This window comes from Gemmatimonadaceae bacterium (assembly GCA_035633115.1).
Lineage (GTDB): Bacteria > Gemmatimonadota > Gemmatimonadetes > Gemmatimonadales > Gemmatimonadaceae > UBA4720.
In genome coordinates this window covers 1-25,231 of record DASQFN010000029.1, presented here as the reverse complement: position 1 = coordinate 25,231, position 25,231 = coordinate 1, and the positions used below count along the sequence as shown (strand labels likewise).

At 62.2% G+C, this 25,231-nt stretch carries 23 protein-coding genes; 18 read left to right on the top strand and 5 right to left on the bottom strand.

Going from position 1 to position 25,231, the window contains the following annotated elements; all coding sequences use genetic code 11:
- Positions 1 to 2,082: endopeptidase La (gene lon, locus VES88_02935; protein HYN80430.1), on the bottom strand; the 2,082-nt coding region annotated here is incomplete at its 3' end.
- 144 nt (positions 2,083 to 2,226) lie between these two features.
- Here lon and VES88_02930 point away from each other — a divergent pair.
- Together VES88_02930 and VES88_02925 are read left to right on the top strand one after the other, a co-directional pair.
- Positions 2,227 to 4,230 carry a protein kinase gene (locus VES88_02930; protein HYN80429.1) on the top strand — a complete coding sequence of 668 codons (2,004 nt, stop codon included), beginning with the start codon at positions 2,227 to 2,229 and terminating at the stop codon, positions 4,228 to 4,230.
- 41 nt (positions 4,231 to 4,271) lie between these two features.
- Positions 4,272 to 5,480 (top strand): putative glycoside hydrolase, encoded by a 1,209-nt coding sequence (locus VES88_02925; protein ID HYN80428.1) that lies wholly within the window; start codon positions 4,272 to 4,274, stop codon positions 5,478 to 5,480.
- Positions 5,481 to 5,483: 3 nt separating this feature from the next.
- On the opposite strand, the gene VES88_02920 is transcribed toward VES88_02925, so the two are convergent.
- Positions 5,484 to 5,918, bottom strand: a complete 435-nt coding sequence (locus VES88_02920; protein ID HYN80427.1) for a Spy/CpxP family protein refolding chaperone — start codon at positions 5,916 to 5,918, stop codon at positions 5,484 to 5,486.
- Between the two features lie 284 nt (positions 5,919 to 6,202).
- On the opposite strand from VES88_02920, the gene VES88_02915 reads away from it, so the two are divergent.
- The 3 genes from VES88_02915 to VES88_02905 all read left to right on the top strand — a co-directional run bounded on the left by VES88_02915 (position 6,203) and on the right by VES88_02905 (position 9,909).
- Entirely contained in the window at positions 6,203 to 7,351 is a 1,149-nt protein-coding gene (locus tag VES88_02915; GenBank protein HYN80426.1) for a hypothetical protein, read from the top strand.
- Between the two features lie 38 nt (positions 7,352 to 7,389).
- On the top strand, positions 7,390 to 8,274 hold the full coding sequence (locus tag VES88_02910) for an alpha/beta hydrolase (GenBank protein ID HYN80425.1): 885 nt from the start codon (positions 7,390 to 7,392) through the stop codon (positions 8,272 to 8,274).
- Positions 8,275 to 8,529: 255 nt separating this feature from the next.
- A complete protein-coding gene (locus VES88_02905; protein HYN80424.1) occupies positions 8,530 to 9,909 on the top strand; it encodes a DEAD/DEAH box helicase in 1,380 nt (459 codons plus the stop codon).
- Here the strand turns inward: VES88_02905 and VES88_02900 are convergent.
- Entirely contained in the window at positions 9,872 to 10,300 is a 429-nt protein-coding gene (locus tag VES88_02900) for a GspH/FimT family pseudopilin (protein ID HYN80423.1), read from the bottom strand. The two genes, VES88_02905 and VES88_02900, sit on opposite strands and share 38 nt — an antisense overlap.
- Positions 10,301 to 10,521: 221 nt before the next feature.
- Here VES88_02900 and VES88_02895 point away from each other — a divergent pair, with 221 nt between their 5' ends.
- The 9 genes from VES88_02895 to VES88_02855 all read left to right on the top strand — a co-directional run bounded on the left by VES88_02895 (position 10,522) and on the right by VES88_02855 (position 19,576).
- Positions 10,522 to 10,773 carry a SelT/SelW/SelH family (seleno)protein gene (locus VES88_02895; protein HYN80422.1) on the top strand — a complete coding sequence of 84 codons (252 nt, stop codon included), beginning with the start codon at positions 10,522 to 10,524 and terminating at the stop codon, positions 10,771 to 10,773.
- Positions 10,770 to 11,828 (top strand): glycosyltransferase family 8 protein, encoded by a 1,059-nt coding sequence (locus tag VES88_02890; GenBank protein ID HYN80421.1) that lies wholly within the window; start codon positions 10,770 to 10,772, stop codon positions 11,826 to 11,828. The genes VES88_02895 and VES88_02890 overlap by 4 nt, the downstream gene beginning before the upstream one ends.
- Before the next feature lie 16 nt (positions 11,829 to 11,844).
- Positions 11,845 to 12,810 carry a hypothetical protein gene (locus VES88_02885; protein ID HYN80420.1) on the top strand — a complete coding sequence of 322 codons (966 nt, stop codon included), beginning with the start codon at positions 11,845 to 11,847 and terminating at the stop codon, positions 12,808 to 12,810.
- Entirely contained in the window at positions 12,807 to 13,835 is a 1,029-nt protein-coding gene (locus tag VES88_02880) for a Gfo/Idh/MocA family oxidoreductase (GenBank protein HYN80419.1), read from the top strand. The genes VES88_02885 and VES88_02880 overlap by 4 nt, the downstream gene beginning before the upstream one ends.
- Before the next feature lie 4 nt (positions 13,836 to 13,839).
- Positions 13,840 to 15,048, top strand: a complete 1,209-nt coding sequence (locus tag VES88_02875) for a glycosyltransferase family 4 protein (protein HYN80418.1) — start codon at positions 13,840 to 13,842, stop codon at positions 15,046 to 15,048.
- Positions 15,049 to 15,240: 192 nt separating this feature from the next.
- Positions 15,241 to 15,630 (top strand): hypothetical protein, encoded by a 390-nt coding sequence (locus tag VES88_02870; protein HYN80417.1) that lies wholly within the window; start codon positions 15,241 to 15,243, stop codon positions 15,628 to 15,630.
- 13 nt (positions 15,631 to 15,643) lie between these two features.
- Entirely contained in the window at positions 15,644 to 16,258 is a 615-nt protein-coding gene (locus VES88_02865; GenBank protein HYN80416.1) for a hypothetical protein, read from the top strand.
- A gap of 49 nt (positions 16,259 to 16,307) precedes the next feature.
- Complete coding sequence (locus tag VES88_02860; protein HYN80415.1) at positions 16,308 to 18,980, top strand: DEAD/DEAH box helicase; 2,673 nt, start codon at positions 16,308 to 16,310, stop codon at positions 18,978 to 18,980.
- Positions 18,977 to 19,576 carry an SIS domain-containing protein gene (locus VES88_02855; GenBank protein HYN80414.1) on the top strand — a complete coding sequence of 200 codons (600 nt, stop codon included), beginning with the start codon at positions 18,977 to 18,979 and terminating at the stop codon, positions 19,574 to 19,576. The genes VES88_02860 and VES88_02855 overlap by 4 nt, the downstream gene beginning before the upstream one ends.
- On the opposite strand, the gene VES88_02850 is transcribed toward VES88_02855, so the two are convergent.
- Positions 19,573 to 20,598 carry an LD-carboxypeptidase gene (locus tag VES88_02850; GenBank protein ID HYN80413.1) on the bottom strand — a complete coding sequence of 342 codons (1,026 nt, stop codon included), beginning with the start codon at positions 20,596 to 20,598 and terminating at the stop codon, positions 19,573 to 19,575. The two genes, VES88_02855 and VES88_02850, sit on opposite strands and share 4 nt — an antisense overlap.
- Before the next feature lie 177 nt (positions 20,599 to 20,775).
- Between VES88_02850 and VES88_02845 the strand changes: the two genes are divergently transcribed.
- The 4 genes from VES88_02845 to VES88_02830 all read left to right on the top strand — a co-directional run bounded on the left by VES88_02845 (position 20,776) and on the right by VES88_02830 (position 23,948).
- The gene (locus VES88_02845) at positions 20,776 to 22,068 is read left to right on the top strand and encodes a 4-hydroxy-3-methylbut-2-enyl diphosphate reductase (GenBank protein ID HYN80412.1); all 1,293 of its coding nucleotides are present in this window, start codon (positions 20,776 to 20,778) and stop codon (positions 22,066 to 22,068) included.
- Between the two features lie 141 nt (positions 22,069 to 22,209).
- Positions 22,210 to 22,425 (top strand): hypothetical protein, encoded by a 216-nt coding sequence (locus tag VES88_02840; GenBank protein HYN80411.1) that lies wholly within the window; start codon positions 22,210 to 22,212, stop codon positions 22,423 to 22,425.
- A 157-nt stretch (positions 22,426 to 22,582) separates the two neighbouring features.
- Positions 22,583 to 22,978 (top strand): hypothetical protein, encoded by a 396-nt coding sequence (locus VES88_02835; GenBank protein HYN80410.1) that lies wholly within the window; start codon positions 22,583 to 22,585, stop codon positions 22,976 to 22,978.
- A gap of 10 nt (positions 22,979 to 22,988) precedes the next feature.
- The gene (locus VES88_02830; protein HYN80409.1) at positions 22,989 to 23,948 is read left to right on the top strand and encodes a glycerophosphodiester phosphodiesterase; all 960 of its coding nucleotides are present in this window, start codon (positions 22,989 to 22,991) and stop codon (positions 23,946 to 23,948) included.
- Positions 23,949 to 23,982: 34 nt separating this feature from the next.
- Here the strand turns inward: VES88_02830 and VES88_02825 are convergent, their stop codons facing one another.
- On the bottom strand, positions 23,983 to 25,149 hold the full coding sequence (locus VES88_02825) for a KamA family radical SAM protein (protein HYN80408.1): 1,167 nt from the start codon (positions 25,147 to 25,149) through the stop codon (positions 23,983 to 23,985).
- Between the last annotated feature and the right edge of the window lie 82 nt (positions 25,150 to 25,231).

The window sequence follows — 25,231 nt, the reverse complement described above, 5'->3', positions numbered from 1 at the left end:
ACCGAGCTGTCCGGTGAGGATGAGCGACACCGCACCGCCCGGACCGATCTGCTCATTGTCCGCAGGTCGGTTGCCGTAATACCGCCGAATCGACGCCTCGACGAACATGATGTCGCCGCCCATCGGCGTGTAGTACATGCCGGTAGCGATGCCGACCTCAGGCTCTTGCTGCGCTCGCTCAGGATGGACCTTCGGCCGACCGAGGAGCTCCCGAACTTCATCGGCGGTGATCGTCTCGTCGACAATCGGCCCGGTCTCGCCGATGGCGATCTTGCGCGCGACCTTCCGCGCGACGGCGCCGAGCTGACGTTCCAGCTGCCGCACGCCGCTCTCGCGCGTGTAGTTCGACACGACGCTCATCACTGCGTCATCGGTGAAGTTGATCCCCTTGCCGGCGAGCCCGGACTCCTCGAGCTGGCGCGGAATGAGATACTTCTTCGCGATCTCCGCCTTTTCCTTTTCTGTGTAACCGGCGAAGTCCACGACTTCCATGCGGTCGAGCAGGGGACCCGGAATGTTCTGGACGAAGTTACCCGTCGCGATGAACAGGACTTCGCTCAGATCGAACGGCACGCCGAGGTAGTGATCCGTGAACGTGTCGTTCTGTGCGGGATCGAGAACTTCGAGCAGCGCCGACGACGGATCGCCCTGGAACGAGACGCCGAGCTTGTCGACCTCGTCGAGCAGGAAGACGGGGTTCTTCGTTCCCGCCTGCTTCATTCCCTGAATGATGCGGCCCGGCATTGCGCCGACGTATGTGCGGCGATGACCGCGGATGTCCGCTTCGTCGCGTGCTCCACCGAGCGCCACGCGCACGTACTCACGGCCGAGCGCACGGGCAATCGATTTTGCGATTGACGTTTTTCCGACACCGGGAGGTCCGATGAAGATGAGGATCGGACCCTTTGCCATAGCGCGGGCCTTCGCCTCCTTCTTGTCGGTGATCGTGCGGTCCTCGTTGTCGCCGTTGACGAGCGATGGAGTCGCATCGTCCTTTTCTATTCCCAACCTCGAGATCGGCAGCTCGCCCTGCGCTTCGACCTCCGCCGCGAGCTGCTGCGCGCGCAGCTGCCGCACGGCGAGGAACTCCAGCACGCGGTCCTTCACATCGCTGAGGCCGTAGTGATCCTCCTCCAGCACCTGCGATGCGTGGTTCAAGTCGAGCTGGTCGTCCGAGCGAGTGTTCCACGGCAGCTCGGCGATCCACTCCAGGTAGGTGCGGATAACCTGGGCTTCCATTGATTCACGTCCGGCGCGCTCGAGGCGGCCGATTTCCCGCTCCACTTCCGCCCGCGCTTCCTTTGGAAGCTCGAGAGCATTGAGCTTGTCGCGAAGGTCGGTGATCTCCTTCGACTGATCGTCGTCGCCGAGCTCTTTCTGAATCGCCTTCATCTGCTCGCGCAGATACATCTCCCGCTGGCGCTCACCAAGCTCTTCCTGCACCTGCGACTTGATGTCCTCCTGCGCTTCGAGGAGTCCGACCTGCCGCTGCACGTGAACGAGCACTCGCCTCAGCCGCTCTTCGACGTTCAACGTCTCGAGCAATCCCTGCTTTTCAGGCACAGGCAGCTCGATGTAGCCGGCAACGAGGTCCGCAAACTTGCCGGGCTCGGTCACCGCGTCGAGCACCTGGTGAACCACTTCCTCCGGAAGTCCGCGCCGCTCGCCGAGCTCCGCCGCGCGCTCGCGGGTTTCTTTCTGGAGCGCTGTGAACGCCGGATCATTCTCGTCTACCGGGCTCATCTCTTCCGCGGGAACAATCACCGCGCTGAGATATCCTTCGGATGTCGAGTACTGCAGAGCGGTGGCGCGCTGCTCACCCTGGAGCAGAAGCTGCACGCCGCCGAGCCCGCGCTGGATCTGTCCAATGCGGGCGATCACGCCCATCGAGTAGAGAATATCGGGAGTCGGCTCGTCAGTGTTATCACGCTGTGCGACGGCAAAGACGAGACGATCGCCCTTGAGTGCAGACTCGATCGCGCGAAGAGTTCCCGGACGCCCAGCGGCGATTGGCGCCGTCAGGCCGGGAAAGATGACAGTTCCTCGTAAAGGCAGAACTGGTATAGTTTGACGCTGTCCCATGAATTCTCTCGTAGTGATAAGACGTGTGCGACTTACAAAACGTGTACTACTATAGGGACGAGGTATACTGCATCTTTCGAGCAACGGATTTACGCCACGGGGGCATGATTCGCAAATCTTGCCTGCCGGGATGACTCGCGCATTATGCCATTAAGACCCGACGACGAGCTTGGCGCCCATGTGGCGACCGTTCTTGCCCCGAACTACGAATTGGACGGGGAGATCGGTCGTGGCGGCATGGGAATCGTCTATGTGGCCAAGGACAGGCGTCTCAAGCGCAACGTCGCGGTAAAGCTTCTTCCGCCTGAGCTGGCCTTCCGCGGTGACATTCGCGTGCGATTCCTTCGCGAGGCGGAAACGGCCGCGCAGCTCAGTCATCCCAACATCGTTCCGATTTACACAGTCGAGGAGCGCGATAACCTCGTCTATTTCATTATGGCGCACATCGCCGGTGACAACCTCGCCAAGCGCATTCAGGACGAAGGCGCCATGGACCCGGATGAGACCCGGCGGATTCTGCGCGAGGTCGCCGACGCTCTTGCCTACGCACACAAGCGGAACGTCGTCCACCGCGACATCAAGCCCGACAACATTCTGCTCGATGAGGACACGGGCCGCGCGATGGTGACCGATTTCGGTATCGCCCGGGCGCTGACGGACAAGAACGATTCGCGTCTGACGGCAACCGGAATGGCCATCGGCACACCCGCGTACATGTCGCCCGAGCAGTCTGCGGGGGAATCCGATATTGACGGCCGAAGCGATCTCTATTCCCTCGGCGTTGTCGGCTATCAGATGGCATGCGGCGATCTCCCGTTCAACGCTCCGAATACTCCTTCGATGCTGGTGAAGCATTTGTCGGAGAGGCCGGTGCCTGTCGAGCACCGGCGTATCGACCTCCCGGCCGATCTTTCGCGGATCATCATGCTGCTCCTGGAAAAGGATCCGGCAAACAGGTTCCCGGACGCGGAGTCGCTGGTTGTCGCTTTGGCCGGCGGCGCGATTCCGCAGCGAACGCTGGGGAGCCACATGCCCACGCTCGCGGAGGAAGAGCCGCAGAGACGAAGCTTCTCGTCGGCCGGCGCTCGCCCGTCGTGGATGCCAGTCAACACCCGCATGATCTCCGGACCTCGGGCGGCGATGGTTCCTGTTCCCAATCCGGACGAGCTTGCCAGGTGGGACGCGCCTCCGGTTCGCAAATTCAGGAAGAAGCTTGCGCCGTATATCGCCGTGAACGCTATCATCGTTCCGCTGTCGATTTTCGGCGAGGGTGGGTTCCTTTTCATCACGATGTTCTGGTCCATCGGAATGGCGGTTCAGTACTCCAAGCTCTGGCAGGACGGATACAACTGGCGCGACGTATTTCGCCAGCCGCGCGACCGCATGCTGTTCGATGTCGCCGCCGAGACGATCGACGATGCGCGTGCGCTTTTCGACGAGACCAAGCGCGAGCAGGTTCGCGCGCGGGCACGCGAGCGGGAACGCAAGGTTGGTGGCGGTCTGTTCACGCCGCCAATGGCGCCGATGGCGCCGATGGGCTCGATGATCGGATCATCCTCGCGGCGGATGGCGCGCTCTCCGCTTCCTGGAGAAACCGCGCCTGTACCCTTGCCCTCGGACAACTCTCCGTACGGCTCGGCGCTGCACCAGATCAAGTCGGACCGAGACGAGATCCAGCGTCAGGTACTGACCATGACGAAATCGGAACGGGAGCTCATTCCGGACGTCGGCACGTCGGCGGATGCGGTCTACAAGAAAGCAATGCTCGTAGCGGCGACGCTCGCCGAGCTCGACCTCCGCGACTCTCGCGATACTCCGGAATCGATCGAGCGCGAGATCACCGACCTCGAGGCAAAAGCAAATCCGCTCGACTATCGCGCGAGCGAGGAGCGTGTGCGGCGTCTCGCACACCTCAAGCGGCAGCGAAGGGTCGTGGCCGACTTGAGGAAGACGCGCGCCGAAGCTGAAACGAAGCTCGAGCATTGCCGGACGCTCCTTCGGAGCATGCGGCTGGAGCTCCTTCGTTACCGGTCAGCCGGCATGTCCGTCCCGCCTGCCGGTCTCACGATGGTGACCCAACAGGCACAAGTGGTGGTAAAAGAGATGGGATATCTTTCCGACGCCGCAGCCGAGGTCAACGCCCTCTAGTCCGGACCCGCCGGCGGCGCTCCACCACAGAAGCGAAACCGATGCAAAAACCTTCACGAATCAGTACGGCTGCGCTCCGCGCGTGCGCTCTCTCGATCGCCCTGACTGCGTGCGCCGAGCATGCAGGTGGGGTGAGCGGCCGCGACGTCGTTGCGCAGGGACAACCTACGGCGGAGCGTACGCGGCAGGATTCGATCGCCGCCGATTCTGCGAGGCGCGCGAGAGTGGCTCGCGTTCCGACGCCTGAAGTTCTGAGAGGGCTCTACGTCAACAGATGGGCTGCCATCGGAAACAAGATGAAGCAGCTGATCGAAGTCGCGAAAAAGACCGAAGTCAACGCGCTCGTGATCGACGTCAAGGACGACCGCGGATTCACACTGTACAAGTCACGAGTCCCGCTGGCGAATCAGATCGGCGCCGATACTACGCGGCCGATGTCACATGCCCGGGTGCGCGCACTCCTCGATACGATGGTCGCGCACAACATCTACCCGATCGCGCGGATCGTCGTCGCAAAGGACCCGCTGCTCGCGCGGGCAAAGCTCGACTGGGCAATCAAGAGGAAAGACAGTCTCGAGCCGTGGCTCGACAAGAACGGGAACCCCTGGCTCGACCCGCATCGCACCGAAGTCTGGCAGTACGCCGTTGATCTGGCCAAGGAAGCCTGGGATCTCGGATTCAGCGAAGTGCAGTTCGACTACGTGAGATTCCCCGATGAGAAGCGACTCGTCAGCGAGACGATCTATCCGCTCGCGAACGGCCGCGAGCGCGCGCAGGTAATCCGCGATCAGCTCGGTTTCATCTATTCACAGCTTCATCCGCATTTGATTCCCGTGACCATCGACGTGTTCGGGCTCACGGCGACCGATACGACTGACATGGGCATCGGCCAGAAGTGGGAGCGATTCGTGGATCGCGCGGACGTTGTGCTGCCCATGGTGTACCCGTCGCACTTCGCGCCGGGCACGTACAAAATCGGAAATCCCAACGCACGGCCGTACGCCACGATCGACCGCGCGTTGAAGGACATGAAGCGACGCAGTGCCGGCATCGCGGGAGCGGCGAAGATCATCCCGTGGTACCAGGACTTCACGCTCGGCCCGCCGCGTTACAGCGCCGAGCAGGTTCGCGCTCAGATGAAGGCCGGATACGACAACGGGTTCCAGAGCTGGATACTCTGGAACCCGGGAAGTCGTTACACGGAGAGTGCGCTCAGGCCCGAAGGGACCGAAACGGCAAGCTCGAAATAGCGGCTACGCGCGAGAGCCGGAGGGTGCCGGCTTCTTGTGCTCCTGTTTCCTCGCCTTCATCTCAGCGACGTTCTGATCGAAGATATTCTGCTGATCGGCGTTCAGGATCGCGCGGTATTCTGCGTGCGAGGCGTTCATGAGCTCGCTCATCTTTGCCCGAGCGGCATCATCGGGCGGACCCTGCATCTGGCCACCGGCCGAACGCAGCGCTTCCTTTTGCGCCCTGTACTTGTCTGAGATCTGCTGCACCTGAGCCTTCTGCGCTTCGGTCAGCTCGATGCCGTTGAAAAGCATCTTCGACCCGCCGCCGCGGCCACTCTTCTGCGGTCCGGCATGGTCACCATGCGCGGGAGGTGCACCCTGAGGTGCCTGCGCAGCACCCACCGAAGCCACGCCGAGGAACGCGACGCCGGCAATCGCCATTCGAATCCAACTCATCGTTCTCTCCAGGCCTGAAACTGTGTCGTGTTGTAGTGCCAGTTGTCGTTAATGATACGCATCGTCGCGTGAAAGGGTTGAAGCGGGTCCGCCAATTGACCTAAATCGTTGGGGCTTATTAACTTCGGCTCTCCGGGCTAGCGTTCGGTGCAAAACCTGCTATTCTTACGCGCCACCATCCGGGCGCTGCAACCGGCTCTCGTTCGGCCGCTGACGGCGGCGATAGCCGAGCTTGCACCGCGGCAGTCCGCTTTTTCCAACCTCAATAGACGTCGAGCGCCGATGTGACTGCTCCCCGTTCTGCCGCCGAACCGATTCTCACTCCACAAGTTCCAGTCGGTGAGCCACTCACGTTTCCGATCGGGTGGATCTTCGAGAACGCCTCTCCTCCGATCAGGTACAGGTCGGCGACGGAAGTGGCGCGACTGCCCAGGGAGACGGTGGCACAGATGGGCTGGCTCCCGTACTCCTTCCGCCCCGCACTGCGGATTGCGCTCACTCAGCAGCCGGACGGAACCTGGAACCGGTCAATGCTCACGGTTCCCGGAAAGAGTACGGCCGATTTAACGAACGTTGGGACCATTCACGCGGTGAGGCGACTCCTCGAGTATGGCTGGGACCGGGAATCTCCGCCGCTCGCACTGGCGCGTCGTGCGCTGTTCAGACTTCTGGCAGAGGACAACGACCCGGGTTTTCTGTATGAGCTCGGAGCAAAGGCAAAGGACGACGACGCGGTAAGACGCGGCCGGCTGCAGCTGCGCGAAGCAGCCGCGGCAGCGCTGGCTCAGGCTGGGTACGAGGCCGATCCCCGGCTGCGCGGCGCCGCTCGTCGCATCATCGAGCGAATAGACGCTTACCTCAACTCGCCGCTCGCTGAAAAGCCGTGGATGCGAGTCGGGAACGTCCACGTGCTCGCGCCTGAGGCTACACCGCCGACGTTCCACGCGCTGACGATGCTCGCTCACATGCCGATCTTCCGGCAGGAGAATTACTCGGAAGTCGAGCGCATCTACAATTACATCGCGCAGCCGCATCCCCGGCAGGATCAGGTGCAGCTCGTTGGAAAGAAAATCGTCGAGCAGCCGACGTTCGTGCTCGGGGACCGTCTTCCGCATCGCAACGCCGTCGAGACCGACATTCCGTTCGCTCTGATGTGGCTGGAGACAATGGCGCGCCTGGGATTCCTGCGACGCAACGAGAACTGGCTCAAGATGTACGAGCGATTCGACGACGATCGCGATCGAAGCGGCGTCTGGCATCCGCACAAGGGCACGGACATTCCCACGAGCTCGAATCCGCGCGTGTGGCCGATGTTTCCCCTGGAGGATTTTTCCGCCGGCTCGTTGAGAGGAAGCGCGGCCGCGTTTGCGGATGTGACATTCCGCATCGGGCTCATCGGAAAGCTCATCGGGCGCGAGATCGAGCTCATCTGAGTCAAACGGATTCGACGGATAAGCGGATCTCCCATCCGTTGCATCCCGTTTCAACGCGTCTTGCGCCGGCGGGGATGTTTCCCGCAGGCAGGCCCGATCTCCGAGCGCGCTACCTCGAGCTTGCTTCGGGGCTTCGCGTTCGCGCGGTTGAATGCGGCAAAGCCTCCGATCCCACCATAGTTCTCGTTCCAGGCTGGGGCTGCTCTGTCTACATCTTCCGCGAGAATTTCGCGGACCTGGCGGCAGCTGGGTTTCGCCCGGTTGCGGTGGATCTCAAAGGACATGGCCTCTCGGATAAGCCCGACGCTCCAGCCGAGTACCGGCTCGAGTCAATGCGGAATCACATTGCCGAGATCATAGATGCGCTGGGCGTGGAGAGCGTCTTGCTCGCGGGATTGTCGATGGGCGCGGCACTCGCCGCGCATTACGCGCTCGCCGCGCCGCACCGTGTGCGGGGACTCGTGATGGTGTCACCGGTGGGGTTCTCTGGAATTCCCGGACTACGGCCCCTTCGAGCCGTCACGCCGAGCGCAATCGCCCCATTCGCGCCGCGTATCGCTTCGCGGGCGCTCGTGCGACTGCTTTTGCGCACACTCAACGGAAAGCTGCGTCACGTGACCGAGCGCGACGTCGACGAGTACTGGGCTCCGACGCAATTTCCGGAATTCACGCGTGCGATGCGCCACCTGCTCCATGAATTCAACTGGCGCCAGCCTTTCGTTCCGCTGTCCGTCCCGACGCTTTTGATTTCGGGGACTCACGATCGGCTGATGCTGTCCCGCCACGCGGAGAGCTACACTCGGATAATGCCCCAGATGAAACACCTCGTGGTGCAGGACGCAGGGCACGTTGTGTACGACGAGGCAGCACCGATCGTCAACGCGGCCATGATCGAGTTCTTGTCGACGCACCAGCATCTATGACGGAGGTTCAAAGGGATTCGGCGGATTTTCCGGATTGAGTCGTACTGGCGTAAAGGCTACTACCTGCAACCGGCCGCCTCTTTCTTTGTTTTCAACAGCAAAAAACTCGAGATGCTGAGTGACGATTCGCCTCTTGACACTCCGGTTGGGAGACAATCCGGATAATCCGCCGAATCCTTTCGAACCTTCTGTCATAGATGCCGGCTGAGCCCGTTTGTGGGAGTAGCCTCTCGGCGGAAGGTATATTGACTTGAAATGAAACCTCCCGCACGCGCCAGGAAGAAGCCGGTAAAGGCGACTGATTCGCCGCCCGAGATCGTCAAAAACGCGCCGGCGACCGACATGTCGGCGTTCGCCGCGCTGGGATTGATTCCCGAGCTGCTCGATGCCGTTCGTGATGCGGGCTACACGATCCCCACGCCGATTCAGGGAGAAGCAATTCCGGTTGCGTTGCGCGGACGCGACATCATCGGACTCGCCCAGACGGGCACCGGAAAAACGGCCGGCTTCACTCTGCCGATCATTCAGCGGCTGCTCGAGGAAAGGGAGTCGGGCGATCCCGCGGACCGCACTCATCGGGTGCGCGCTCTCATCCTCACGCCGACGCGAGAGCTCTGCGTTCAGGTGGAGGAGAGCTTCAAGAAGTACGGCCGCCATTCCGACATCAGGGTCGTCTCCATATACGGCGGCGTGCCCCTCGAGCCACAGCAGACGAAGCTGCGAAAGGGAGTGGACGTAGTTGTCGCGACGCCCGGCCGGCTGCTCGATCACATGGAGAGACAGAACGTCGTGTTCGACGATCTCGAGATCCTGGTTCTCGACGAGGCGGACCGCATGCTCGACATGGGATTCGCCCCGCAGCTGAACCGCATCGTCGCCGAGGTTCCGCGCTACCGTCAGACATTGCTTTTCAGTGCAACCATGCCGCCCGAGGTCGAGGCGCTCGCGCGAAAGTATCTGCGCAAGCCGATCGTCGTTCAGGTTGGCCGGAGGTCGGAAGCGGCGAACACGGTGACGCACGCCGTCTATCCCGTGCCGCGCGACCGAAAAACGGAATTGCTGGCCGAGCTGCTCAAGAAGGAGGAGCTCGACTCGGTCCTCATTTTCACGCGCACGAAGCATGGGGCGGACCGCGTCGTGAGGCACCTGGGCGGTAAAGGCATCTCCGCGACGGCGATGCATTCCGACCGGTCGCAGAGCGAGCGTACGCGCGCGCTCGACGACTTCAAGAGCGGAAAGATTCGGGTCCTCGTTGCAACTGACATCGCGCAGCGTGGATTGGACGTGACGGGTATAACGCATGTCATCAACTACGACGTGCCTCAGCAGCCGGAGGATTACGTTCACCGCATTGGAAGAACGGGCCGCGCGGCAGCAACCGGCGACGCCTTTACGTTCATGGCGCCCGATGAGATCGCCATGGTGAGAACGATCGAGCGCGTTATCGGCCAGCAGATCCCTCGAATCTCGGTTCCGGGTTACGATTTCGGCTCCGTTGCCGCCGCTGACGAAACGCTGGTCGGCTCGGAAGCGATTGTGCCGGCAGAGAAATCGGAATTGTCCGCGAAGATGCCCGCGCCGCGCCAGCTTCGGCGCCCTAATGCCGTACGCGGCCGAGGCGCGAGACGTAGATAGTATCGGCGGCCAGTTTGCGAGTGACCGTCAGCGTGAGATTGGCCGCGCCGTATCCCACGCCAGTAGGCGAATAGGTGATTGAAGGACGTGTCGTGCGAAGCGCGACACCGTGAGCCTCCCCGAGCTCCCGCTGTTGAAGGGTATCCGCGCCGACGCGAAGAGAGATCACACCTCTGCCGGCGTCGACTTCCAGTGTTGACTGGGCTCCGCGGGCGATGGCAATGTGCCGGGCAGTTGAAAACAGCGCTTCCGCCTCGGTAACGGCGCCTCTCACTTCGATGGCGTCGATGAAGCCCGACGCTTTGGGGAGGACGATCGCGGAGAGTATCGCGATCACTGTGAGCACGACTGTCGTCTCGATGATCGTGAATCCAGCTTTTGAAGTTGGCACGATGGGTAGCTAATGCGCCTGGCGCCTCGTCCCGACATCGAAGCGCTGCGTATGCCATCGCTTTCGCTCAGTCCGGCCACTCTATCGCTTCAGTTTTAGAGTGACACGGCGAAGCCCGCCAGACGGCTCGAGCGCGAAACTGCACCTTGCACGCATAGCAGGTTCGGCGCTTGCATTATGACGGCTCCAACAACTTCACAAAACTCTCTGCCGGTGATTGCATGAAAATCGGGATCGAGTACTGCACCGTTTGAAACTACGAGCCCAGAGCCGCCAGTCTGGCGGCTGAGCTGAGGGAGCGTTACCCGGAGGCAACGATCGAGCTGATTCCTTCGAGTCGAGGAAGATTCGAGGTGACCGTGGATGGTGCACCCATCTACGAGAAATCAAGACTCGGACGTCACGCGAAACCGAGCGAGATCGCTCAGCTCCTGGCGAAGGCGCGAGGTCACGCTGCGGACGAGCGTCGTTGACCGTACCTCAGAGTGAGCCGATCGTAATCACATGCGCGGCCGATTCGAACTATGTGACACCGCTCGCCGTCATGCTCCGATCCGTGCTGGCGAACCTGAGCCTGAACAGAAGGGCCGCTATCTATATCATGGATGGTGGAGTGGAGGCGGAGTGCAAGGAACAGCTCGTTCAGGGATTGCCATCGGGACGGGCAACCGTGGAATGGATGACTGTCGATCCGGCGCTTTACTTTGGCGTGCCGCTCTGGGGCCGGATGCCTGTCTCCACGTACTACAAGCTCGCCGTTGCCGACACGTTGCCCGCCGACGTCCACAAAGCGATCTGGCTCGATTGCGACCTTATCGTGACGGCCGATCTGGCGTCGCTATGGGACGTCGATCTGAATGGAAGTCATTTGAGCGCAGCGCAGGACAGCATCGTCCCGCTGGTATCTTCTGCATTCGGCGTCGCCGCTTACCGGGTACTTGGAATTCCCCGGGATGCGAAGTATTTCAACGCCGGCGTGATGGTGCTGGATCTGGACCGGTGGCGCGCAGATGGAATTCCCCAACAGGTGCTCGACTATCTCCGGCGGTTTCGCGATTCGGTCTACTTCTGGGATCAGGAAGGATTGAACGCCGTTCTTGCCGGGAAATGGGATGAGCTCGATCCCCGCTGGAATTCCAACGCGAGCATTCCGCGAGCCCGTCGTGCCATGGCCCGCAAAGGCTTGGTGCAGGCGAATCAACAGCCGTGGATAATTCACTGGGCGGGATACCTCAAGCCATGGAGGTATCCGGGCCGCGATCCCGACAGGCTCCTCTTTTTCCAGTATCTGGATATGACACCGTGGGCCGGGTGGAGGCCGCGTCGCACCGTCGTCAGCAAGCTCATCGAACGCTACGCGCTGTCAGGTATGAGGACGCGGGTTTACCCGGCCGAGCAATGGGGACTCCGGTTGCTTCGACGGCTTTCCCGGCGAACGGTTTCCCCGCAAGAGGCCCTGGCGGCGACGTCGTCACCGAGCCGCGCGGAATCAGTGCGTCCCGCCGACGCCCGGTGGTCGCGACTGTAACGCTGACACACGACACATGAGCGCTGCCCGAATGTCGGTGATTCTCGTCACCGATCGCTTCGAGACGATCGCGCGCGTCGTCGACCGGCTGCATGCGCAGACGGTTGCGGATCAGCTCGAGATCGTCATCGTCGCGCCGTCGAAGGCGGAGCTCGACCTCGACGAGACCGCCATGGAAGGATTCGCGGCGCTCAAAGTCGTAGAGCTCGGGAACATCGACCCGATGGCCGCCGCTCGCGCCGCAGGCGTGCGCGCCGCAACCGCGCCCGTGGTATTCCTCGGTGAGACGCACAGCTTCCCGGAGCCGGACTTCGCCGCTGCATTGCTTCGCGCACATGAGCAGGCGTGGGACATCGTAGTTCCCGGTGTCGGCAACGCGAACCCTGACGGCGTCTGGAGCTGGGCGTCGTTCCTGATGGATTACGGTCAGTGGAGCGACGAGCTTCCAGCTCGCGAAATCGGTGGTGGCCCAACGTGGAACGTGTCGTACAAGCGCGCGGCTCTGCTCGAGCTGAATGGCGTGCTGGAGAGAGCGCTCGCGAGCGGCGATGAGCTGCCCGTCACGCTACGCGAGCGTGGGCACAGAGCGTATTTCGAGCCGGCCGCGCGGATCGGCCACATCAACGTTGGACGGCGCGGCTGGACCGACGAGCGGTATCTCTCCGGACTGATGGTTGGCTCACACCGGAAGGGGATGTGGTCGCTCGGCAGACGACTGTTCTACGTTTGTGCGTCGCCTCTCATTCCAGTTGTGATTCTCTCTCGCATTGCCCGGCCAGTGCGCGTTCTGAGGCGCAGTGGTGCCTTGCCTCGCGGGATTCGCTCCGCGCTCATCATTGGGGCGGTCGTTCGAACGGTCGGTGAGGTCGTCGGCTATCTGGCAGGTGCGACCGCGTCAGCCCGCGGCCGAATGGAACAGTACGAGCTGCACAAGATGCGTTACGTGGCAACTCCCTCCGTCTACCCGGGCACCGTGGCGTGAGAGTGGGGATAATCGGCTGCGGAGCCGTGGCGTACTACTGCCATCTTCCGGCGCTCCGGCGCATTCGCGGAGTGAAAGTCGTGGCGGCGGCGGACCCGGATGAGAACGCCCGGAAGCGCGTCAGGCGCAAGGTGCGCGGCTCGATGCATGGAGGCGCCGAGGAGATTCTCGATCGCGCGGATATCGAGGCGGTGATTATCTCGGTGCCGACGCATCTGCACGCTGATGTGGCTGTCGCCGCTGCACGGGCGGGCAAGCATATCTACCTCGAAAAACCAGTTGCCACGACCCTGGCTGATGCGTCGCGCATTGCTGAAGCGGTGGCTCTCTCAGGTGTGACGGCCGTCACCGGATTCAACAGGCGCCTGCATCCATTGTACGAGCAGGCGCGAGCGATTCTCAGGGACGGCCGCGTGGGCGACGTGCGCGCAGTGCAGACGACATGGTCCGAGCCCGTCCCTCTGGCGGGTATGCCCGCCTGGAAGAGATGGCGGCACACGGGCGGCGGCGTTCTGCTCGACCTGGCGTCGCATCACTTCGATCTCATGCGATGGTTTCTCGACGACGAGATCGGCGTAATCGGCGCGTCGATCGCTTCAGTCGAAAGTCAGCACGATTCCGCCAGCGTGCAGATTCTCATGAAGAGCGGGGTGGAAGTGCAGAGTTATTTCTCGTTTCGCTCGGGTCCGGCCGATTATTTCGAGTTCATCTGCGAGCGCGGAACGCTCCGGGTAGATCGTCACCGCGCCTCGCTCACCGTGCTCGAGCCGCGCCGACTTGGGTACGGCGCGCGTCGCGGCCGGATTGCGCCGCGACGCGCGAATGCGGCGTGGCGGCTGCGGCGCTTTCTGCGGCCGGCGGGCGATCCGTCGTACATTCGCGCACTTCGCGCTTTCGTCGCGGAAGCCGAAGGAGGGCCTCGCACAGCCGCATCGCTGGAAGACGGCATCCGCAGCCTCGAAGCGGTTGTCGCCGCCGAGGAATCGGCGAGGACCGCGAGACCCGTCCCACCGCAAAGGATCTGAGCGAATGCGCGTTCTCCTCGTCACAGACTGGAACTCGAACACGGGTGGAGCCGAGTCGTACATCATGACACTGCGCGACTCGCTGCGGGCCGCCGGCGACGAGGTGCGCCTGCTGGCGTGCGGCGCCGAGCTCGATGACGAGCTCCGGCCCCACGAGATAATCAGGGGAACCGACCGGGCTTCCGCTCAAGCGTTCCTGCAGCTCGTCAATCCATTCGCCGTCACACGGGTGCGCGCGGCGGCGCGTGAATTTCGTCCGGATGTCGCGTTCGTCAGTCACTTCGCTTATCACCTTTCGCCAGCGGCGCTCGCCGGACTGCGCAAGGTCCCCACCGTCGTCAGCGTCACGGACTACAAGTGCATATGCCCGCTCGGTACGAAGCTCCTTCCGGACAACGCACTCTGCGCAGTTCGCGCCGGCGTTGTGTGTCAGCGCAACGGCTGCGTCTCCACGCCGCACTGGCTGAGGGATCGTCCACGCTACGCGATGATTCGCAGCGCGCTGTCGCGCGTGGATCGCGTCGTCAGCCCAAGCCGCTGGATCCAGAAGGAGCTCGAGACAGCCGGTGTGCGCGCCGAGCATGTGCCGCTGGGCGTTCGGCCGGCTGGCTCGCGATTCAGGCGCGCGCCGGCGGCGACTCCGCTTTTCGTGTATTGCGGACGGCTCGCCAGAGAAAAGGGAGTACCGCTTCTGATCCGCGCTTTCGCGCGCTCCCTCTATGCAGTGCCCGATGCGCAGCTGCGCATCGTTGGAGACGGGCCGGAGCGCCCGGCCCTCGAGGACCTCGTTGAAGCCCTTGATATCGGCGACAGTGTTGACTTTGCCGGAAAAGTTGCGCGCGACCGGGTGGAGGCTGAGCTTGCTAATGCATGGGCGGTGGTTGCACCGTCGCTATGGGCTGAGCCATTCGGACTCATTGCACTGGAGGCGGCCGTGCGCGGCGTGCCTGTCATCGCAAGCGCGACTGGAGGATTCGCCGAGCTCGTCGAGGACAACGTGAGTGGGTTGCTTTTTCCAAATGGAAACGAGCGAGCGCTGACGGAATGCATCCGCGCGGTCGGAGCACGCAAAACGTTTCCCACGCAGCGGCTGCCGGCGGATGTCGTCGAGCGCGCTGCTGAAGCGGGCAGTCAAGCAAGGCACGCCGGCCGCATTCGTTCGATTTTTTCAGAGCTGATCACCGCTAAGCGGGTGGAGCTCGGCGCAAGTTGAAGGTGCTGGTCACGGCTGACTGGGGTACAAGTGAAGCACTGCTTTGAGCGTCCCAGCAGCGTCAAAATCGTGTCCAGAATCGGGGACACTCAGGGGTTGATTCGAATGAGTAAGAGACGATTTAAATCATTGCCGAGCATCGAGTTAAGGCCTATCCATGCGTTTGGCATGCCTCCTGCCCCTTCACCTGGCATGACCAACCTTGATTACCTGCGGGATACCGCGGGGAAGATGGATAGATGGCGGTTGATTCTGCTCGCTCTGGCGATCTTCGCGGTGAGCGGCTCGGCTGAGGCCCAGGGGATTCCGCGCATTCCAATGCCGAAGTTTCCGAAGGTCTCGCCGAAGCAACAGCCGGCAATTCCGCCGGCGTACAGACCGCCGCAGGGAATGTGCAGGGTGTGGATCGAAGGAGTTCCTCCGGACCAGCAGCCCGCACCGACGGATTGTGTGACCGCGGTCCGTAACCGACCCGCCAACGGATCGGTCATTTTCGGCGACGATTCCCCGAGGAAGGGCTATGCGAAGCCCAAGAAGGGGAAGAGCGGCCGCGATCCTGTAAAACTAATTCTCGGTTACTAAGGGAGACGCAGCAATGAAACGCTTATTTCTCGCACTTGGCATCGGCGCCGCCGCATTGGCGATTTCGACGCCTGCTTCCGCGCAGAGTGGTTGTCGATGGTACGACGTGAACTGTCGGATCGCGACAGGCGATGTGCGCAACGGCGATGTGCGCAACGGCGATGTGCGCACCGGCGATATTCTCAACGGCCGCAGGGTCGACGGTTCGTGGCAGCTCATCGGTCGCGACGGAAACGGCAACGCGATCTACCAGCGCCGCCGGGTTGACGGCAACGGAAACGTCGTCATCGAGCGGGCGCGACGGGATGCGCGCGGCAACATGGTCATCATCGACCGTGACGTCACCAATCGCAGCAATCGCAATAATCGGAACAATCGCAACGTCTCGAGACGGTACGAGAAAAACGGCATGATCTGCACGTACAAGGCGAACTCGCAGGGCTATCACGAGAAATGCAAGTACGCCAAGAACAAGTCGGGCGGACTGTACCGGATCGACCGCGACGATGATGACGACGATGATGACGACCGCTACCGCGCGAACAGGGTGAATGGCGACAAGTACGAGCGCGCCAGAGGGAACTCGGACAAGTACCGCCGGAACGGAAGGGGAAGGGGCGACGACTAACGCCTGATCGATTGCCCCGGGTGGAGCGATTCCACCCGGGGCTTTTTTTATGCAAGTTGCCGAAGTCATGCGAACCGTCCAGGACAAATACCTTCCGCCCGACCACGATGCATTCGTCGCGGCGGAGCCGCCTACCGGTCGCGTCATCGTCATTGCTCCGACGCGCGCCGCCTGCGAGACAATCGAGCTCGCACTCGGTCTTCACCTCCGCACTCTCCTCGAGGAGCAGCACGGGGAGGAGATCCGCTCGCTTGCCGCGGCGGGCAAGGGCTTCGGAATCGTCGCCGGAACAGGAACCGGCAAGACACTTTCAATCAGACCGATCGCGGAGACGATCCTTCGAACGAATGACCTTCGCGTCGGCGTCGTGAATCGCGAGCGGGAAGCCACGCCCGACACTCCGAGCTGGAATGTCATCATCGTCACCACCGGGATTGCACGTCGCTGGTACCAGGACGGCGACATCCTCCCTACCGATACGCTCGTGGTCGACGAGATCCACCAGACATCGGCGGAGCTCGAGCTTTGTCTCGCCCTGGGCAAGCGCGTGGGCTGCCGCTTCATCTGGCTCTCCGCCACGGTGGATCCGACGTTCTATGCCCGATACCTGGAAGCCGCAGAGGTTCTTCAGAGCTATGCGTTCGACCCCGCGCGAGCGGCGAACGTGAAGATCGTCCGCAAGGATCCAAGGGAATTCCTCGACGACCGCTTCCTTCAATACGTGATCAAGAAGCGGCGCGGGGTAGGGATGTTTCTGCCGACGCGTGCCGGAGTCGAGGAGGCCGCTCGTCTGGTGGAGTCGAGCTTTCCGCGAATCAACACCGCGTATTACCACGGCGGCGAGCCCATTCGGGTGATCAGGCCATTCCTCGAGGCCGAGGAGAAAAGGCCATACTTTCTCGCGATGACAGCCGCGGGTCAGAGCGCGCTCAACGTGCGGGGCCTCGACACCGTGATCATCGACGATTCGCGATTCGGCAATATCATCGAGCGTGGCAGAAACGTGCTGACGAAAATGCATCTCGGTGCGAACGAGATTCTGCAGATGGCGGGGCGCGTTCACGGGCGAGTCGAAGGCGGGCGCGTGTTCATCCTGTCGGACCGCGACATCCACTTCGAGTCACTCAAGCCCACCGCGCCCGAATTTCAGCTCGCCGGCGATTCGGAAAGAGTGGCGATGACGTGCGCCGATCTCGGCGTGGACGCGTCGTCCCTCGAGCTTCCTGTTCCACTGGACCGCATCGCGTACCGGCGCGCGGTGGATCTGATGACGAGCCGCGGAATAATCGAGAACGGGCGTCTGTCGCATTATGGAAAGCAGGTCGAGGCAATGCCCGTGGACAGACCCTGGGCGGAGCTGCTCGTCAACGCGGACGACGATCTCATCCCGTACCTCGCCGTCATGAGCTGCCTTGAATCGCTGCACCGGATGACGCGCGAAGAAAGAGATCTCGCCGGGATTACGGTTGCAGGCAGTGATCACCTGACCGCATACAATCTCTACGCCGAAGCGTACTCGAGATGCGGCTACGTCGGCCAGGTATACGGCCTGCCCCGCCATCTCTTCGATGAGCGCATTGAAAAATGGGCGGAAAGACGTGGAGTGCTCATCAAGGCGATCGAGGACACTGCTCTCGGGATGGCGAGCGTGTTTCGAGCGCTCGGAATGCCGCTCCCCGACAAGATGGTTCTCGCGCGTGACCACGTTCACGGAAAATTCACCGAGCTTCTCGCGCGCTTCATGCCTCTCGACCTGGTGATCGACGAGGAAACTGCCGATGGAATGAATGCGCGTGTGTCGAGAACCAGCGTGTGCGGCAGCTGGGGCGCGATCGCCGGTGAGATCCGGTACTTCGCAGACCGCTCGGGGACGCCGCGCGCGGCAGTCGAGGGAACGCAGATCCCGATGCACCCGATTCGCCGGTATGCTACCCGAGGCGTTGCCGAGATCGCGTACGATCCCAGGAGAAAGGGTGGACAGCTCGTGTTGACGCGCACTCTGGAGTACTTCGGCTTCGAGCTCGAGCGTGAGACGGAGCCCCTGGAGGATTTTTCCCCGGAGAATGCAGACCGCGCGCGGCGCGCCCTTGCGGAAGCGATGGCGCGTGGTGAGGCGCGGCACGCAGCAGTGAAGCGAAACCGAGCGGCAGTCGAAGGAATCCGGGAAACCTATCGGAGATCGGGTGGTGCGACGCCACGCCTTGGATTCGGCGACCTCACTTCGTGGTACGAGCAGCAGCTCGAGCCAATCCAGTCGATGGATGACTTCAGAAACGCGCGCTTCCGCCTGCGACGCGAGGACTTCGTTCCACCAGAAGTCAGCGAGCGCTTCGCCGCGCTACCTTTGACCGTGGAAATTCGCGATAGAGAGATCGACATCGACTACGACGTCGAGGAAAGGGACGGTCAGCGGACCGGTGTCGCCCGCCTGCGGCTGCCTGAGAAGCTCGCGCGCACGATCAGCGAATCGGAGCTGCCGGTTCTCGACCGGCCCCTTCGGTTCGTGGTGATTCGCGGGCAGCGTGGCGCAATTCGCGCTGATTCGCTCGACGAGCTGCAGGAGATTCTCGAGCGGCCGTGGTCTCCTGACGAGCTCGACGACGAGGGAGAAAGGGTCGAGGCACCCTCGCGTGAGGAGCGCCGTGCGCGAGAGCTGGCGGCTGCGCGGAAGCAGCGCCGCGGGCGGGGGAAGAAGCCGCCCGGTAGATTTCGCGGCCGATGACCAGGCGAAAGGAGTATTCGGCCCAATCGGATCTGATCGACGGTTTCGTCGATCATTTTCGCGCTCACGAGAAGGTAGTCTCGGCGAGCGCTGAAACGCTGGCATCGTCTGCAGCTGCCGCTGGCCGGGCGATCATCGAGTCGCTCGAGGGCGGGGGCAAAGTCATCTGCTTCGGCAATGGCGGAAGCGCGACACAGGCGAGCCATCTGGCGGGTGAGCTCGTCGGGCGTTTTCGTGCGCGGAGGCGTCCTCATCCAGCCGTCTCGCTGGCGAGCGACGCGGCGACGATCACGTGCATCGGCAACGACTTCGGGTATCCCGCGGTGTTCGACCGTCAGATGGCCGCGTTTGCCCAACCGGGCGACGTTGCGATCGGACTCACGACGAGCGGAAAATCCGAAAATGTCATCAGTGCCTTTGTGGTCGCGCGGGCAAAGGGCGCCGTAACGGTGGCGCTGACCGGATCAGCAGGACTAGTCGGAGGAGAAGCCGATCATCTCATCGCGGTTCCGAGCACTGACACCGCGCATATCCAGGAAATTCACCTGATGGTGCTTCACGCCTGGTGCGTGGCTATCGATGAGGCGCTTCCTTAAGGCGCTATCGTCTCGGTGGTGAACGGAATCTCGTTCTGGAGGTCGAGCGAAGGATCAGGCTCGGTGCTGGAGAGAGCTTCCTCCTTGTAGGTGAGCCAGCCGGTGACCTGGTCGGCCACCAGCTCGACCTCGGTGCCGAGCGGAAGCGTGAGGTTCGGCACTTCGTGGCCGGCTGGAAAATCCATCAGAATCGGCACGTCAAGATCCGCGAGCAGATCGAGAAGGAAATTCTCGAACTCGTCTTCCTCTGACCGGTCGAGCGAGAGCTGGCCGAAGACAATTCCCTTCACGTCGCGCAAGAGACCCGCGGCGCGAAGATGCACGAGGCGCTCGTCGGCGACCGACATCGGGTCGTGCGTCTCCTCCAGAAAGAGAATCGCCCCGCGCGTCTCGATCTCGTACGGCGTGCCGATGGTCTGCTGCACCATCGAGAGATTCCCGCCTGTCAGCCGCCCTGTCGCACGGCCCGGCTTCACCGAGCGAGCGATGTCGTGACCGAGACGCGTGGAAGGTCGAGGCGTCGTCAATGCGGTCAGCAGCGAGCTCGTAGTCGGGTCACGCGCGATGGGGATCAGATCGTCCACGGTTGGACCATGGAACACTCGAAGCCCCGCCTGTCGCATCAGCCAGAGGTGCAGCGCCGTTATGTCCGAGTAGCCGACGAAGATCTTGGGATTGTTCGTAAAGATCTCGGGCTCGAGATAGGGCAGCATGCGCACCGCGCCATAGCCGCCCGTGCCCCCGATGACCGCCTTGATCCGCGGGTCCAGCCACATGCCCATGAAGTTCGACGCCCGGCGCTCGTCCTCGAGCCGTTGAAAGCGCCTGAGCTGCGCAATATCCGGATCGAGGATGACCTCATAGCCGGCGCGCTCGAGCGCTTTGACGCCGCGCATGAGTGGGCCGGATCTGGGCGAGTACGACGGGGCTACAACTCCGATTGCTTCACCTTTCGCAATTGCTCGCGGCGTGATGAGCGTGCGCGGGCCGAGCTCGAGGCCGATGGGCGCGAGACTGAGCACGCGTTCGCCATCCGGGTGGTGGGCATGCGAATGATCCCCGTTCGAGCCATTCCCTCCGGAACCGTTCCCGTGAGACCCGTTCCCGTGAGACCCGTTCCCGTTGGATCCCGCGATGCTCGAGATCACGCTTTCCTCTGAAATCGGCATCACACCAGATGCCACACTAAATTCACTGATATGCCTGACTCACCGGTAAAAGATTCTGCCGCGACGCATCCTGATATTGCACCTGTCGGGCCGACGCTGGCCGTTTCCGCGGGGCCCCCGAACCCCCACGTCTATTTTCGGAAGGGTTTCGGGCTCAAGGCTGAGGTTCAGGAGGAGCTGGCCTCTGATTATAACGGGCGCCTCGTCGATCTGCTTAAGGCCCGGGAATACACCCTGACGGCGGGGGAAGTGACAGTACGCTTAGCCCGCGAATTCGGCTTTTGTTACGGGGTGGAGCGCGCCGTGGACTACGCCTACCAGACCCGGCGGAAATTCCCCGATCGGCGGGTTTTCCTGGCTGGGGAGATCATCCATAACCCGCATGTCAATACAAAGCTCCGCGAGATGGGCGTCGAGATACTGCAGCAGAGCCCTGTGGGGATCGATTACTCCATCGTGCGTCCCGATGATGTCGTGATCCTGCCGGCATTTGGCGTCACAATTCATGATTTTGAGACGCTTCGCGCGCTTGGCTGCGTAATGGTGGATACGACCTGCGGTTCCGTGCTCAATGTATGGAAGCGAGTCGAGAGTTACGCCCGCGAGGGGTTCACAGCACTCATCCACGGCAAGTACTACCATGAGGAGACGCGGGCAACGGCGTCACAGACCGCGAAGCATGGGCCGGGTCACTACATCATTGTCCGGAGCATGGATGAGGCGCGGGCGGTCTGCGACTTCATCGAGGGGCGCTCCTCGGCGGAGGTGCTGATGAAGCAATTCTCGCATGCGGTCTCTCCGGGGTTCGAGCCCGCTCGCGATCTAAGGCGCATCGGCGTCGCAAACCAGACGACCATGCTGGCGCGGGAGTCCCTCGCGATCGGTGCGGAAGTCGGAGAGGCCATGTTGCGCGCGTACGGGGCCGAGTACGCCCGGGAGAATTTCAGGACCTTCGATACGATCTGCAGCGCGACTCAGGAGCGGCAGGATGCCGTGGTCGAGCTGCTGCGCGATCCTCTGGACGTGATGGTCGTGATCGGCGGATTCAATTCCAGCAACACGTTGTCACTTGCCGCGCTGTGCTCGGAGACGGTGCGCACCTACCACGTCGAGGACGCCGGGGCAATCGAGCCTGAGTCCGCGACGATCCGGCACCGCCCGCTGGGCACGAAGTTCGAGGCCGAGGCCCGCGAGTGGCTGCCCGAGGCGGGTCCGGTTCGAGTCGGGGTGACGGCGGGCGCGAGCACCCCAAACAACAAGATCGGCGACGCCGTAGCCAGGATATTCGCGACGCGCGGAATAGGGTCCGATCAGATCGGCTGATTCCGCCCCGCCGTCACTTCCACGGCGAGCAGTCGTCCAATTGATGAATAGGTCAAACTTCCAGCTTGTTTTTTTTTTCATCCGGCCCGAAACTTGACTGACGCTTCGGCGTACAAGAATTGGTAAAACACAGGAGGAGCGATGGAGATGTATGGTGTACCCGTCACGCCTGAGGTCAAGGCTGGCGGAGCGGGAGCGGATTCCCGCCTCGATCTGGGTGCCTGGTTCGGGCGTGGAATAACCGGAGTGGCAGCGATGGGAGAGAAGGGGATGGATGTAGTCAGTAATATTCTCGATCGATTTCGTGAAGCAGATGGACTTGGCTACGACAACGAGGGAGACCAGAACGACAACTGACCTGTCCGTGAAGTAGAAGACGAAGGGCCGCCCGATGAGGACGGCCCTTTTTCTATCGCGGATTCACGTTCCCCATGAAGCGGTTCCACCCTTTCTTCACTCACCAGTCCCACCGGTCCTCGTAGATCAAACCCCTGCAGATGGATAGCATTAAGCCATGCCGGTCAGATCTTCACAGGAGGATTTCCTCCTTCGCGAATTGCGAAAAGTTGCCGCGATGATTGCGCGGGCGATGGGCTTTCGCTCGTCAGGTGATCTCGCCGCGGCCCGCGTCGAGATCGAGAATGGATACCGCACACTTCTCGGACCGCAGGCAGCGCTCCTCAGAATGCTCGATGTTCAATCCTCCGCACGACTCATTGCCGATTCGCGTAAAGTCAGCGCCCTCGCGCGGCTGACGGCAGCGGAAGCCGCGCTCGCCGCCGACAATGCAAGGCCTGAAGAAGCGCGACAGCTTCTGGAGCGAGCGAAGTCGCTCGCTCGCGAGGCGGTGGACATGGACCCGTCCGATGAGGAGGCGAAGCGGGCGCTTGAAGAGCTGCTCGCGCTCTGATTTTCGCGGCGTGGCGATTTTGACCCGAGAGTGGACGCTCTCGTCACGCATCGCTCGTCTCGCGACGACGGCGTTGGTCCTCGCAACGATCAGCTGTTACGTGCTTCGGGGGACCGGGCCGCTCCAGCCTGCGCGCGCGATAGTCATCGCGCATCGTGGCGCATCTGCCGTGGCACCGGAGCATACGACTGCCGCGTACGATCGCGCTGTTCAGCTCGGCGCCGACTACATCGAGCTTGACGTTCAGCGCACGAAGGACGGTGTGCTAGTCGTGCTTCACGACGCTACTCTCGACCGGACGGCGCGCGGTATGTCGGCCGACTGCACCGGGCGCGTGGCCGAAAAGACTATCGCACAGGTCGAGAGATGCGACGCCGGCACGTGGTTCAACTCAACCTACCCGACGCTGGCGCGCCCCGAATTCGTGGGTCTGCGTGTGCCACGTGTGGCCGATATTCTCGCGCGCTACGCGGGTTCGACAAGATTGTACATCGAGACAAAGGACCCCGAATCGTATCCCGGCATCGAGGCCGACCTCGTAGCTGTCTTCCGGCAAAACGGAATCAGTCCCGGCACATCTGCCTTGCCGCGTGTCTTCCTTCAGTCGTTCAGCAGGGCGAGCCTGCTGCGCTTCAAAGCGCTCGATCCGACGTTTCCTCTCATTCAGCTCGTGTCGCCCACGCCTCCGGCCGCGATCATCGACCAGCTCTCTGATGTGCGCGCGTACGCCGCCGGAATAGGTGTGGGAAAGCAGGACGCCACTCCTGCGCTCATCCAGGCGGCGCACGCGGCGTGCCTCCTCGTGCATCCGTACACCGTTAACGACGAGCAGGAAATGCTGTCTTTACTGGAAATGGGAGTGGATGGCATCTTTACCGACCGTCCGGACCAGCTGCGCGACGTCGTCGCCCGCGCTCCCGCCAGACCCCCGGGAGAAAGTGGATGCGTCGTAGTCGCTCGTCAGCAATGATAAGAAGGCCGTCCGACTCGGACGGCCTTCATTCTTACTCTCCGGAGACTTTTCTCCGCTTTGTCCGCGCCACGCGTTCCTTCTCCTTCTTTTTCCCGCGACGAATCGGCACAATGTCCGGCTCGGCATCGCGCTGGTCGGGAACCGTCGTCGGACGCGGCTGCTTGTACGTGAAGCGTTTGCCCTCGTAGTTCCGGAAGACCACCTCGTCGTCATTGATCTCTTCGACGTACTCCGGAAGCAGCGGAACCTTGCCGCCGCCGCCCGGTGCGTCGATCACGAACTGCGGCACAGCCAGACCCGACGTCCAGCCGCGGAGAGCCTGGATGATCTCCAGACCCTTCTGCACAGTCGTGCGGAAGTGCTCGCCGCCGGCGACCTGGTCGGCCATGTAGATGTAGTACGGACGCACGCGCGCCTTCAGCAGCTCGTGCATCAGTTTCATCATCACCTTGGGATCATCGTTCACTCCCTTGAGCAGCACAGTCTGGCATCCAAGGGAGATGCCTGCCTTCGACAGCCGATCGAGAGCGGCAACGGCCGCCGGCGTCAGCTCGTCGGGGTGGTTGAAGTGGGTATTCATGAAGACCGGGTGGTACTTCTGCACCATCTCACAGAACTCCGGCGTGATTCGCTCGGGCAGATGCGAGGTGATGCGGCTCCCGATCCGGATGATCTCGATGTGCGGAATCGCCCTCAATTGCTGGAAGAGATACTCCAGCCGCCGGTCGCTCAGCATCATCGGGTCGCCGCCGCTCATGATGACGTCGCGAATCTCGGTGTGCTCCCGCAGGTACTTGAACGCCGAGTCGTACTGGTTGAGCGGGATCTTCTCGGGGTCGCCGACTTTTCTCCGCCGGGTGCAGAAGCGGCAGTAACTGGCGCACACCGGGCTCACGAGGAACAGCGCGCGGTCCGGATACCGGTGCGTGATGTTTGGAACAGGGGAGTCACCGTCCTCGTCGAGCGAGTCGATGATTCCGTCCACCACGTCGAGCTCCTCGACGGTCGGGATGTACTGCTGCCACATCGGGTCGCCGACTTCCTTGATCCCGTCAATCACCGCAGGCGTGATGCGCATCTGGAAGTTGTCGAACGCAGGCTTCAGCGCCTCGACGTCGATGGCGTCGCCGAACTTCTCGTGCAGCTTGTCGAGAGTCGCGATGCTCTCTTCCTTCAGGATCCTCTGCCAGTCACTCATTGTGACGTCACTCCATGCGCCATCCAGTCAATCGACGGGGCGCGGCTTTGCAACCGTTTCGTGAAAGTGATCCGGTCGTCCG